The following is a 12492-nucleotide window of genomic DNA, read 5'->3' as shown; positions in this document are numbered from 1 at the left end:
ACAAAGCTGCAACCTCACCACTGCTTTGTCAGCACACCACCCTCAAATCAGATTCACCCGCAACCAGTCGGTGGCGTGTGCTAAAATAATGGTATAAACAATGACGAATGGAGTGGTGGTTATGGCTTTGGCAACGACAGCACAGGTGGCAGGGGACACGCGGCAGTTTCGGTTGAGCCCCAACGTCAAGCGTTACACGTTGATGGATACTGGGTTTAAAAAGACCAACAAGGGTGGTTTTGAACTGGAGCGTTCCCTCGACTTGAACAGCCCGTTCACCAGCAACACTAAACTGAAGGTTCTGGTGAACGCCGACCTCGATAAATTGTCGATGGCTGTCACCACTGCTAACGGTCTGCGCGCCGTGGACATCTTCAAGTCCGATAAGACTGCCGGTAACGTTGAGCAGTTCAACTACGTGCTGAATGATTTGCTCCAGCGTCAAGTATTGGAGCAGGTCACCGACTAAACGCAATGAGCGTTCATAAGACGTAAAATAATAGCCGCACTGGCTAAGTATCGTTCACGGAAACCCATTCCGTGTTGATAACTAGCCAGTGCGGCTATTATTTTGTTTCCTTGCCAAGCGCACAACTAATCAGAATGCTAAACCGACCAGATAGTGAATGGTAATGGTAATCAAACCAATGATAATGTTACGAATAATGGCGCGCCGGGCGAAACCGTGGCCGAGTTCGGCGGAAAAGTAGCCCGTCAGGCCGACCGCAATGACGGTGGCGATAATGGTGGCCGGCCACTGCCAGAAACCATTGATAAAGGTGAGGGCGAGTAACGGCAATAGTCCGCCAAGTGCTGCACACACCATCGAAGCAAAGGCCGCTGCCCACGGGTTCATGAGTTCGCTTGGATCCAGACTGTACTTAGCACTTACAATTGCGGGGAGCGGGTCGTTCGCCATAAATTCATCCGCAATTTCTGCGGCCGTTGCCGGCGTGACGCCGCGGTCCGTGTAACTAGTCACAATCACCGCCCGTGCCGCTGCGGGATCTCGCCGCAACGCGCGCGATTCCTTCCGCACCGCCGACGCTTCGGTGTCTCGTTGTGCACTCACACTTGCATACTCACCGCCTGCCATCGAGAAGGCTACAGCAATGAGGTCGGCCAACGCGGCGATGAAGAGGGCAAAGGAGTCGGTAGTCGCGGCCCCAACGGAAAACAGTACGCCGACAACGGTCAAAATTCCGTCGTTCGCACCCAACACACCAGCCCGGAGTGTGTTGGCCCGCGTCGCCAGCGAGGCATCCTTGTTCACTTTGATTTTTTTCATTTCGCGGACCTCCTAACGTGCAAAGATGTGGCCGACCATTGTAGTGATAGCCATGGTGATTAAGCCAGCAACCACGTTACGGACGGTGGCCTTCAGCACGTTGGCATTACCCAACTTGGCGGCAATGGCACCGGTAATCATCAGCGCAATCACAACGGAGGCCACCGTGGCCGGAATGCGCCAGGCGTTGCCCACTAACGAAATGGTGAGCATGGGCAATAATGAGCCCAGCGGAAACGAGATGAACGATGCGATGGCGGCACCAAACGCACTCGTTTGTTCACCGGGATCAATGTCGTAACGTTCGCGCACTGCGGTCACCACCGGCGCTTGGTCGAACATTTCCTGCGCTGCTTTGGCCGCTAAATCGTGACTAATCCCCGCGGCGACGTATTTGTGGGTGACAAAGTCGACCTCTGCCTGCGGGTTGAGTTCCATACGCTGGGTCTCATCGGCAGTGGCGCGCTCCTCGGCATCGCGTTGGGCGTGGACACTCACGTATTCGCCCATCGCCATAGAAATGGTGCCCGCTAGCATACCCGCAAAGCCGGCCAACAGGATGTTGTGCGTGCTGACGTTGGCGGCCGCTACACCCAAAACGATGGCGGCCACGGACAGAATACCGTCGTTAGCGCCCATCACGCCGGCACGAATGAGGTTAATTTGGGCATTGAGGCTCAGTTTGCGAGCGCCTTTTTTCTTCTTATTCAATCAGATCAATCCCTTCTAAGTTCCTTCGCTCCCCAGCAAAAGTTATCCTAAACAAAAAAACCAGCATTCACCCACGAGGGGGAGTGCTGGCCAATCGGTTTACTCAGCGGGCCACGGTGACGGTACACGGAGCGTACCGGACTACGTAAGCGACTTGAGAACCAAAGTGGCGGTGTGCGCCAACCTTAGTTTCTGCGCCGACAATGAGTAAATCGGGTTTGACCTGCGGGATGGCCTCGTTAACGAGGACGTCTCCCGGCATGCCTTCTGCAAAAAAAGTTGTGACTGTTGTTACGCCGGCTTTGCGGGCCAGCCGGGCGTATGTATGCAACCGGTGGCGCATGCCCGTACGCGCGCGGTCTAGCAACTGCGTGTTCATGCGGACGTACACACTCACATCATATGGTTCCATCACCATGGCTAAGGTTAACGTCGCGTGCTCAGTTAACGCCCGAGCAACAGCCAACTGTAATCCTAATTGGGTGGTGTCAGTGGGCTCTACGCCCACCATGATGTGTCGAACGGGTTGGATACTGGTACCCGGAAAACTAGCAACTTTGGCCATGTCTACGCCTCCTCACCAATCTGCTTGGAGGCAGGGACAACATGGAATTCATGGCGGTGACCACCGTGATTTGTTTGTACGACATCGCAACGCAGTCATTACCCCCAGTTTGCCGACGATTAACAGCAATCGTCATCAAGCTACTAATTATGGCTGCTAGCCGATTGTTGCGGCGAGCAATCAGTCGTCCCTGACCACCGATAGGCTAAACAAAAGCACTCCTTTCTATCCTTATTAACCTAACTGTCACCAAAGATAGGCTCACCTAAAAATATCCCACTATTGGCGATTGTTTGCAACCGCCAACGGGAAGGTAACAGCGTATTAAAAAAGAGTAGCACCCCAAAGGCACTACTCAATCAAGTCCGCCCGTAGCTTAATTTATCTGGTACGCGGCGAACGTATACTGTTTTGGTAACCCGTTTAGCTGGCTACAGCCGACCGTAATGTGGCCGTAGCAACGTGTGGGGCCCGAATCAACTCGGCGTCCTCAGGTTTACGCTTTGTCAGCTGGCTGAGGACGTACTCAATCTCGGCGTTTTGAATGTTACGCCGCTCGTTACGGAGCACCACTTCCTGGTGGTGGGGGGACTCGGTGAAAATCACCGTTGTCTGACCCAAAGAGTAAACCTGAACAAGCTTAGCGTTAGTGTGCGCCAGTTGCTGTTGCACGAGGTTCGGAAAACTGTTGGTAATGTCGACAAGCCGCATGGCAATCAAACCTTTCTTCTTCTTGTTACCATTATTATACAATGATTATCCGTGTGATGAAAGCGGTAGCAACAATTAATGTGGACGGTTGCTGTCTGGAGAGCCGTTATTGATTAGGAAACGAAAGCCGCTCTGAATAATCAGGGCGGCTTTGTTGGGTCCAGTGTAACGTATTACTTGCTTTGCTTAGTCTGCGGTGCCGGTGCTGGAGCGGCCGCGATGGTAATTTCACCATCGCTGATGCGCGCTTCCAGCTGGTGGTTGGTTGGGTGGTCCAGGTAGAAGTCCGCAACGCGGTCTTCGATTTGTTCCTGGATGACCCGCCGCAACGGCCGTGCACCCATGGCAGGATTGAAGCCTAATTCCACGAGCTTCTCCTTAACAGGGGTAGTGACGTGGATGTTCAGTCCCTGGGCGGCAACGTTGGCGTTCGTGTCGTCAATCATCAAGTCGACAATCTGGAGCAAGTTCTCCTTCGTCAAAGCCTTGAATTCAACGATGTCGTCAAAACGGTTCAGGAACTCGGGCTTGAAGTAGTTGCCTAGCTGGTTAACCACACTGTGCTCAGTGCCCGATGCCGCGGCGGCAAAGCCCACGTTAGCTTCGGCGTCCGTGGCACCCGCGTTACTGGTCATAATGATGATTGTATCCTTAAAGGAAACCGTCCGGCCCTGGCTATCAGTCAAACGGCCATCATCCAGAATCTGGAGGAACATATTCATAACGTCAGGGTGGGCTTTTTCAATTTCGTCCAGCAAGATTAAGCTGTACGGATTACGACGCACCTTTTCGGTTAACTGACCAGCCTCTTCGTAACCAACGTACCCAGGAGGTGAACCGATCAACTTCGACACGCTGTGCTTCTCCATGTACTCGGACATATCGAAGCGCACCATGGCGTCCTCACTCCCGAAGAGTTCGTTAGCGAGCTGCTTAGCGAGTTCCGTCTTACCAACCCCGGTAGGGCCGACAAAGAGGAAGCTACCAATTGGGCGACCAGTCTTGTTAAAGCCGATCCGGTTACGCCGGATTGCCCGCGCAACTTTATCCACGGCCTGGTTCTGACCAATAACTTTGGCCTCCAGGTGTGGGGCTAAGTCCTTCAATTGCTCCTGTTCCTGCTGCTTCAGTTCGCCGACAGGAATGTTGGTCTTCTGCTCGACAATCTGTTCCATGTCTTGCTCAGTAATCTGTGGTACATCTTCATCAGCACTAGATTGCTGTTCGGACTTCATCTTGTTGAGCTTGGTAACCTGATCACGGTAGAAAGCAGCCTTCTCGTAGTCTTCCGCCTTGAGTGCCGTCTGCTTCTGTTCCTCCGCGTCAGCAATCTTTTTGTCAATTGCGGCGGGGTCGATGGGCGTAATGGTCAGGTTCTTGCGACTACCTGATTCATCTAGCAGGTCAATGGCCTTGTCGGGCAAGAAACGGTCCTGAATGTAGCGGGCCGACAACTGAGCCGCAGCCTCAATGGCCTTATCCGTGTACTTGACGTGGTGATAGCTTTCGTACCGGCCTTGGATACCCTTCAAGATGGCAATGGTCTCCTCAACGGAAGGCTCGTCCACCGTGACGGGCTGCAACCGGCGGGCGAGGGCGGAATCCTTTTCAATGGTACGGTACTCACTATTGGTGGTAGCACCGACCAGTTGAATTTCGCCGCGGGCCAAAGCTGGCTTCAGCACGTTACCAGCATCCATACCACCCTCAGCATTGCCGGCACCCACGATTTCGTGAATTTCGTCAATGAAGAGGATGATTTCAGGGTTTTGCTTCATTTCCGTCAGCAGTTGCTGCATCCGTTGCTCAAACTGACCACGCATGCTGGTACCCTGCACGAGGGAAACGACGTCCAACTGAATAACTTGGCGGTCCTGCAATTTCTGCGGCACGTCGCCATTGGCAATCTTCAGTGCCAAGCCTTCAACGACGGCCGTCTTACCGACACCAGCCTCACCAATTAGTACTGGGTTATTCTTGGTCCGCCGGTTAAGGATTTCAATCACGCGGGCAATTTCGCTGTCCCGGCCAATGACGGGGTCGATTTCACCTTTCTTGGCCTGAGCCGTTAAGTTCACGCCATATTGACCAAGCAGTGAGTTGCCGTTGTTTTTCCCGCCACGCGGAGGGCGAGGGCCCTGACCACCAGCCTGGGTCTGTGGTCCCTGACTGTCGGCTGCGCGCTGTTGGTTGTCGTTCATAGCACGAAAAATGCTTTCGAGACTGTTAAAACCGAACGGATCGCCAGCGGAGTTGCTAGCTTCTGCCTGCGCCTTTAGTTCCTGGTAGCAGTTTTGGCAGAGGTTAATCTCACGCTTGGTGCCGTTCACGTTGGTATAAAGGTGAATTGTCGCCGGGTTCTGATGACAGTTTTCACACAACATGCACAACACGTCCTTTCATAGAGGGTTCTTGATCAACGTCAGGCGTGTTTGACCTTTGCTGACCTTGATGTTAGTGTACAACCATTGCTTACTGAATGCAAGCACTCGTGCCTATCGAGTGCTAAGTTAGCAGTGACTTGCGTCCGAAATGTTATTTTCAGGCACACTGGTCGCACTTTACGACCACTATACCTATTATAATACACCGCGGTCGTCTTGCCCTAAGGTTAGCGCCGATTACTACCGTCATGACGGTCAGGACGATATTATTATGGCGATATTTGTCACGGATTGTGTAGGGCATACAATTAACCAACACTTGTAGTGACGCGCCAGTAGTGAAAATGTAATGATTGTGGTGAAACCGATTTCGTGATAAAATTGGCAGTACCTGTTGAAGGGGGTGTCCACGAATGGCAGATGACTATGTAGCACTGATGGATCAGTTGCGTGATGGCTCCCTGGCGGAGTTACGCGTGAAGCCGGATCAATTTATGGCCTTTCGCGCCGCTTGGAATAATTATCCAGAACGTAAAGAGATTGTGGGAACGGCGGAACGCGGTGGTGACATCGTGTATCATGCCGAAGGCGACAAATAGTAACCGTATTCACAAAAAGTGTTGTACACCGTCTGTAAAAATGGTAACCTTTACAGGAATTAACTTTTACTAGCCAAAGGAGAGATTTTTCATGGAAACACGTGATTATAACATTATTGCTGACAGCGGGATTCACGCACGTCCTGCTACCCTGTTGGTACAGTCTGCAAGCAAGTTCCAGTCTGACGTTAACTTGGCCTACAACGGCAAGTCCGTCAACCTCAAGTCCATCATGGGTGTTATGAGTTTGGGTGTCGGCAAGGGTGCTGACGTTACCATTACCGCAGAGGGTGCCGACGAAGCCGACGCCATTGCTGCGATTGACGAAACCATGAAGAAGGAAGGCCTCGCTTAACATGACCAAAGAACTCAAGGGTATTGCAGCTTCCGACGGTATTGCCGTTGCGAAGGCCTACATGCTCGTGGAACCTGATCTTTCCTTCGATCAGAAGACCATTACGGACACAGATGCCGAAGTATCGCGTCTCAAGGACGCCACTAAGGCTTCTCACGACGACCTGCAGCTGATTCGTGACAAGGCAAAGGAATCGCTCGGTGAGGAAGAAGCACAGGTTTTTGATGCTCACATGATGATTCTGGACGACCCTGAGTTCACCGGCGCCATCGAAAGCAAGATTACCGACGATAAGGTTAACGCTGAACAGGCGTTGGATGACGTCTCCAAGATGTTCATCGCCACCTTTGAAGCAATGACCGACAACCCCTACATGCAGGAACGTGCAGCCGACGTGAAGGATGTTTCCAAGCGTCTGCTGAGCCATCTGCTTGGTGTGGCTTTGCCGAACCCTGCTTTAATTAACGAAGAGGTTGTCATTGTGGCGCACGACTTGACGCCTAGTGACACGGCTCAACTCAACAAAAAGTACGTTAAGGGTTTTGTTACCGATATCGGTGGACGTACGGCGCACTCCGCCATCATGGCGCGGTCACTGGAAATTCCTGCCGTTGTTGGTACCGACTCCGTTACGACTAGCGTTGAAGCCGGTCAAATGATTGCGGTTGATGGGTTGACGGGTGACGTAGTGGTTGAACCTTCCACGGAACAGCAGGCTAGTTTCAAGAAGGAAGCCGAAGACTACGCTGCCGAACGTGCCGAATGGGCTAAGCTCAAGACAGCCACAACCGTTACGGCTGATGGTAAGCACTACGAACTGGCCGCTAACATTGGTACGCCAAAGGACCTCGACGGTGTTCACGCTAACGGGGCCGAAGCCATTGGCCTTTACCGGACTGAATTCCTGTACATGGACTCAGCCGAACTGCCGACCGAGGACGATCAGTTTGAGGCTTACAAGGAAGTTCTTGAATCTATGAGTCCAAAGCCAGTGGTTGTGCGGACCATGGACATTGGTGGGGATAAGCACCTGCCATACATGCCGTTGCCAGAAGAAATGAACCCATTCTTGGGTTACCGTGCCATTCGGATTAGCTTGGACCGTCAGGAAATCTTCCGGACACAGTTACGCGCTTTGCTACGGGCATCTGCCTTTGGTAAGTTGCGGATTATGTTCCCAATGATTGCTACGATTCAGGAATTTGAAGCCGCTAAGAAGATCTTCTTGGAAGAGAAGGCCAACTTGGAAAAGGCTGGTACTAAGGTTGCTGATGATATCCAGTTGGGTATCATGATTGAAATCCCAGCCGCTGCCGTTTTGGCAGACCAGTTTGCTAAGCACGTTGACTTCTTCTCCATCGGTACTAACGACTTGATCCAGTACACGATGGCCGCTGACCGTGGTAACGAGCACGTTTCGTACCTGTACCAGCCGTACAACCCATCCATCTTACGCCTTGTTAAGCACGTGATCGACGCTGCGCACAAGGAAGGCAAGTGGGCCGGTATGTGTGGTGAAGCCGCAGGGGACCCAATTATGGTGCCACTGTTGCTCGGCATGGGCTTGGACGAATACTCAATGAGTGCGACTAGCATTTTGAAGGTACGGAGTCTGATGAAGCGCCTCTCAACGACTGACATGCAGAAGTTGAGTGAAGTCGCCATGAACGAACACATCAGTAACGACCAGAACAAGGAATTAGTGGAAAAGAACGTTCACTAACACCTAGATGGTTGTTTAGAAGAGCTGTCCGCAATGATGCGGGCAGTTTTTTTACGCTTTATGTTTACAAATGTAAATCTTAGGTGTACGATTACACTTGTAAACGAACGGAGGAATTCTTCATGGCAGACTTAACTTTTGACGTGAGCCCCGCGGAGTGGGCCGTTTTGCGCATCGTGTGGACGCTGGACGGTGCGGATACTGGCACCATCGTGGACGCCTTGGTCGCAAAACGTGGCTGGGCACCCGCCACCATTAAAACTTTGCTGGGCCGGCTGGTAAAGAAGGGCGCACTCACGACCACCAAGGACGGTCGGCAGTTCCACTACACCGCTACCATCGGCGAGCAAGACTCCATGCATCACGTACTGCAGGCGCAGGTGGCCGCGATGTGTGCGATGAAGGTGGGGAGTGCCTTAACCCAGACCATTGCCGATATGCCGTTAAGCAAAGACGATATCACTAACCTAGTGGAAGTTTTGAATCAGAAACTAGCCACGGCACCGGCGATGGTTGAGTGTGACTGCTTACCAGCGTCAATGCGGGGAGTACAGCACGAAGGACACTGCTAGACGTAATTAATTATTGGGGGTAACCATGACGGATATGAATGAGCACGAAACAATGGATATGACGGGGATGGATATGTCCTCCATGAACAATATGCACGGTATGCACCACAACATGGCGGGGATGGACGATCCGGGGATGAAGTACATGGGCAACCTGAAACAAAAGTTTTGGGTCAGCCTGGTATTAATGGTCATCGTGGTGTTATTGGCCCCACTAATGGGGATGCAGTTGAGCGTTGGTGGACTGAGTTTGCCAATTACTTTTCCTGGTAGCGAATGGGTACTCCTAATCGTGGCAACGGCACTATTTCTCTACGGTGGGCTCCCGTTTGTCCGCGGCGGCATCGAGGAAATTAAGGCGCGCAAACCCGGCATGATGGCTTTGATTGGGTTGGGAATATCCGTTGCGTATTTGTACTCCGTGTACGCCTTTGTGGCGAACAACCTCATCCCAGGTCACGCCCACGTGATGAACTTTTTCTGGGAGTTAGCCACGTTAATTGTCATCATGTTGCTCGGCCACTGGGTCGAGATGAACGCCGTGATGAAGGCGGGCAACGCGACTGATAGTTTGGGCCAGATGTTGCCCGATACGGTGCACATGTTGCACGGGGACGAAGTGATGGACATGCCTTTGGCGCACGTCCAGGCTGGTAGTAAACTCCGTGTTCTGGCTGGGGAATCGATTCCAGCCGACGGTCAAATTGATGACGGAGATACCACCGTTAACGAAGCGTTGGTTTCTGGCGAATCGGCCCCCGTGGTTAAGCACGCCGGCGACCAGGTGACAGGTGGTACCGTAAATGGCGATGGCACCATTACCATGACGGTGAGCGCGGTCGGCGAGGACGGCTTCATTGGTCAAATCGGGCACATGGTTAGTGATGCCCAGCAGCAAAAGAGTCGTGCCGAAAACGTCGCGTCGCGTGTAGCTGGCTGGCTGTTCTACATTGCGCTGGTAGTCGGCCTGTTGACGGTGGCGGTGTGGACGCCGATTAACGGCTTTGGTCCCGCCCTAATGATGGGTGTAACGGTGCTTATTATTGCCTGTCCGCACGCTCTGGGGTTAGCCCTGCCACTGGTCATCGTGCGCGCGACCGGGATGTCGGCTAAGCGTGGGTTGCTGGTCCGGAACCGCAACGCGTACGAGGCAACGAGCAAGGCCCGCTACATTATGTTCGATAAAACCGGTACGTTGACTACTGGTCACTTTACGGTGAACGCCGTACAACCGTTGGTGGATGGTGTGACCGCAGATGACCTGCTGGCCGACTTTGCCGCGCTGGAGCAAAGTAGCACGCACCCATTCGCAACTGGGGTCCTGGCAGCAGCTAAGCAAAAGCGTGTGGACGTGACTCCCGCTGATAACGTTCAGACCATTCAGGGTGCCGGTCTGAGCGGCGAGCTGGACGGCCGCCAGTTGATGATTGTTAACGCTAAGTACCTGGTGGCGCACGGCCTTGACTTCGATGCCACCAAAGTCGACCAGCTAGCGGCGGCCGGCAACACGGTATCCTTGCTGGTGGTCGACCAGCAGGTTCAGGGTCTGGTGGCTGCGGGGGATGTTGCTCGTCCAGAAGCAGCCAAGGCCATTGCCGGTTTGAAGCAGGCCGGGTTGACACCAGTTATGTTGACCGGTGACAATCAGCAGACCGCCGCGACCGTCGCGGCCGCCCTCGGAATTGATGATGTGCACGCCGAATTAATGCCCGCCGACAAGTCCCGGCTGATTAGCGAATATCAGCGGCGGGGCGGCGTGCTGATGGTGGGAGATGGTATCAATGACGCCCCCAGCCTGGCAGGTGCCGACGTTGGGATTGCCATTGGCGCTGGTACCGACGTCGCGATTGACGCTGCCGACGTGGTGTTAGTGTCTAGCAAGACGACTGACATCCTCAACTTTGTCCGTCTGGCCAAGGCTACAAACCGTAAGTTGGTGCAGAACATTTGGTGGGCGGCGGGTTACAACATTGTAGCGATTCCGCTCGCTGCCGGCGTTCTGGCACCAATTGGTATTACGATGCCCGCAGCGTTGGGTGCGGTGGTGATGAGCCTGTCCGCAATCATTGTGGCGATTAACGCAATGACTTTGCGCGCACCGAGTGTTGAGTAATTGAGCAAGCAAAAAGCGTCGGCCAGGTTGGTCGGCGCTTTTATGCTAGACGCGGTTATTGGAATGTGGCCGGATCAAGCACCTTATAGCCAGTCTCGAAGTAACCGTTGGCACTGGCAGCGCGGTTGGTGAACGCTTGGAGGGGCTTAAACGCGGGCGTGGTTTTAAGGGCAAAGTAGTTGCTACCGCGCAACCACGAGGTCATCAACATGTAGTTAACCTCCGGCGATTCTTCGCGCATCAAGCACATCATGCCGACGCCGGGGTACTGTTCACGCTGGTCGATTAGTTTGGCCATATTTGCTTCAAAGACGGACACGTCGTCACTGGTCAAACCAAAGTGCATGAAGTGTATGTACTCGTTCAGCGCAACGTGTCCCGTACTGATCACGGGCCGGTAAGTAACGGGCATGGTATAGCGACCCTCACCGGATAGGTCGAGCAGCGCGTAATCGGCACCGTGGTTACTAGGCTCAAGTAAAAATTGTTGGTCATTATGCATAAGACTGCGCAGTACGCCTTGCGTACCAAAGACAGTTTGGATACGATTAGTCATAGAAAGCACCTCCATAATGATTATACCGCGGACTAACGGGTGGATGGTGACTGGGAGGTAATTAACTAATGGAAATTCGTGTATTAGGTTATTATGGCGGTTATCCAGCCGATGGTGTTGGTACCAGTGCGTACCTGGTCACCAGTGGGGATTACCACTTGCTGATGGATGCCGGTAGTGGCGCTCTGTTAGAGCTAGAGCCGGTACTGGACCCGTTGCAGCTGGATGCCGTATTATTGACGCACTACCACCACGATCACACTGCCGACGTGGGCACGCTCCAGTATTACTGGCAATTACGTCCTGGCGCCAAGAAGGAGCCGGTGTTACCCATTTACGGCCACACAAAGGATCCGTTGAACTTTGCAGCGTTGACGTTTGGTGATTTTACTATTGGCCGGGGCTACACGGCTGACAGCACGGTTGACCTGGGCCCGCTGCGGTTGACGTTCTTGGAGACGGAGCATCCGGTGCCCGCCTTTGCGGTGCGCATCGAAGAGACGACCACTGGCAAAGTGGTGGTGAACACGAGTGATACGCGTTACTTCGGCGGTCTGGCTCCGTTTAGTCGGGGAGCGGACCTGCTACTGGCGGACACGAACTTCCTGGCGGATAAACCGGCACCACGGTGGCATTTAACGGCGCCAGAGGCTGGCAAAGTAGCGGCGGACGCCGGTGTCGGCCAGTTGGTGCTGACGCACTTGCCGCAGACCGTTAACTTGCACGTACTGCAGCAACAAGCACAGGACGCGGCGGGGGACATCCCCGTACTCTTGGCCAGCGAACACCCGGTATTGCGGGTGTAGGTGGCGGTTTTGGTCGGTGGGGGTGCCGTGGCGTGCTGCGACTTTGTGGACCGCTCCACGGTGACCGCTGCTAGTGGCTGGTCGTACTGACGCGGTGGTTCCGGTTGAG

General features: G+C 53.6%; 14 protein-coding genes. 8 read left to right on the top strand and 6 right to left on the bottom strand.

Annotated elements, in window-relative coordinates; genetic code table 11:
* The first annotated feature begins 121 nt into the window (after positions 1-121).
* Positions 122-469 (top strand): DUF1831 domain-containing protein, encoded by a 348-nt coding sequence (locus LPA02S_RS08155; protein WP_054648883.1) that lies wholly within the window; start codon positions 122-124, stop codon positions 467-469.
* Positions 470-598: 129 nt separating this feature from the next.
* Here the strand turns inward: LPA02S_RS08155 and LPA02S_RS08150 are convergent, their stop codons facing one another.
* The 3 genes from LPA02S_RS08150 to LPA02S_RS08140 all read right to left on the bottom strand — a co-directional run bounded on the left by LPA02S_RS08150 (position 599) and on the right by LPA02S_RS08140 (position 2564).
* The gene (locus LPA02S_RS08150; RefSeq protein WP_054648885.1) at positions 599-1288 is read right to left on the bottom strand and encodes a VIT1/CCC1 transporter family protein; all 690 of its coding nucleotides are present in this window, start codon (positions 1286-1288) and stop codon (positions 599-601) included.
* 12 nt (positions 1289-1300) lie between these two features.
* Positions 1301-1999, bottom strand: a complete 699-nt coding sequence (locus LPA02S_RS08145; RefSeq protein ID WP_056957005.1) for a VIT1/CCC1 transporter family protein — start codon at positions 1997-1999, stop codon at positions 1301-1303.
* A 103-nt stretch (positions 2000-2102) separates the two neighbouring features.
* Positions 2103-2564 (bottom strand): universal stress protein, encoded by a 462-nt coding sequence (locus LPA02S_RS08140; RefSeq protein WP_056957004.1) that lies wholly within the window; start codon positions 2562-2564, stop codon positions 2103-2105.
* Positions 2565-2605: 41 nt separating this feature from the next.
* Here LPA02S_RS08140 and LPA02S_RS11690 point away from each other — a divergent pair, with 41 nt between their 5' ends.
* Positions 2606-2758, top strand: coding sequence for a hypothetical protein (locus LPA02S_RS11690; protein ID WP_156301993.1), 153 nt, complete (start codon positions 2606-2608; stop codon positions 2756-2758).
* A gap of 229 nt (positions 2759-2987) precedes the next feature.
* Here LPA02S_RS11690 and LPA02S_RS08135 read toward each other — a convergent pair whose 3' ends face one another.
* Together LPA02S_RS08135 and LPA02S_RS08130 are read right to left on the bottom strand one after the other, a co-directional pair.
* Positions 2988-3317: a DUF1827 family protein gene (locus tag LPA02S_RS08135; RefSeq protein ID WP_156301995.1), complete on the bottom strand. Its 330-nt coding sequence runs from the start codon at positions 3315-3317 to the stop codon at positions 2988-2990.
* Between the two features lie 131 nt (positions 3318-3448).
* On the bottom strand, positions 3449-5659 hold the full coding sequence (locus tag LPA02S_RS08130) for an ATP-dependent Clp protease ATP-binding subunit (protein ID WP_056957003.1): 2211 nt from the start codon (positions 5657-5659) through the stop codon (positions 3449-3451).
* Between the two features lie 413 nt (positions 5660-6072).
* On the opposite strand from LPA02S_RS08130, the gene ykzS reads away from it, so the two are divergent.
* The 5 genes from ykzS to LPA02S_RS08105 all read left to right on the top strand — a co-directional run bounded on the left by ykzS (position 6073) and on the right by LPA02S_RS08105 (position 11021).
* On the top strand, positions 6073-6258 hold the full coding sequence (gene ykzS, locus LPA02S_RS08125; RefSeq protein ID WP_054648889.1) for a protein YkzS: 186 nt from the start codon (positions 6073-6075) through the stop codon (positions 6256-6258).
* 91 nt (positions 6259-6349) lie between these two features.
* Positions 6350-6613: a phosphocarrier protein HPr gene (locus tag LPA02S_RS08120; RefSeq protein WP_054648891.1), complete on the top strand. Its 264-nt coding sequence runs from the start codon at positions 6350-6352 to the stop codon at positions 6611-6613.
* A 1-nt stretch (position 6614) separates the two neighbouring features.
* Positions 6615-8336, top strand: coding sequence for a phosphoenolpyruvate--protein phosphotransferase (gene ptsP / locus LPA02S_RS08115; protein ID WP_056957002.1), 1722 nt, complete (start codon positions 6615-6617; stop codon positions 8334-8336).
* A 122-nt stretch (positions 8337-8458) separates the two neighbouring features.
* Entirely contained in the window at positions 8459-8908 is a 450-nt protein-coding gene (locus tag LPA02S_RS08110; RefSeq protein WP_054648893.1) for a CopY/TcrY family copper transport repressor, read from the top strand.
* A 25-nt stretch (positions 8909-8933) separates the two neighbouring features.
* Positions 8934-11021, top strand: a complete 2088-nt coding sequence (locus LPA02S_RS08105) for a copper-translocating P-type ATPase (RefSeq protein WP_056957001.1) — start codon at positions 8934-8936, stop codon at positions 11019-11021.
* A gap of 55 nt (positions 11022-11076) precedes the next feature.
* Here the strand turns inward: LPA02S_RS08105 and LPA02S_RS08100 are convergent, their stop codons facing one another.
* The gene (locus LPA02S_RS08100) at positions 11077-11577 is read right to left on the bottom strand and encodes a hypothetical protein (RefSeq protein ID WP_056957000.1); all 501 of its coding nucleotides are present in this window, start codon (positions 11575-11577) and stop codon (positions 11077-11079) included.
* Positions 11578-11645: 68 nt separating this feature from the next.
* Here LPA02S_RS08100 and LPA02S_RS08095 point away from each other — a divergent pair, with 68 nt between their 5' ends.
* Entirely contained in the window at positions 11646-12383 is a 738-nt protein-coding gene (locus LPA02S_RS08095) for an MBL fold metallo-hydrolase (RefSeq protein ID WP_054648897.1), read from the top strand.
* The last annotated feature ends 109 nt before the right edge of the window (positions 12384-12492 follow it).

The sequence above is a fragment of the Lacticaseibacillus pantheris DSM 15945 = JCM 12539 = NBRC 106106 genome (assembly GCF_001591865.1).
In the GTDB taxonomy this organism is placed as follows: domain Bacteria; phylum Bacillota; class Bacilli; order Lactobacillales; family Lactobacillaceae; genus Lacticaseibacillus; species Lacticaseibacillus pantheris.
The sequence above is the reverse complement of the archived record's forward strand: the minus strand, read 5'-3'. Positions and strand labels throughout refer to the sequence as shown.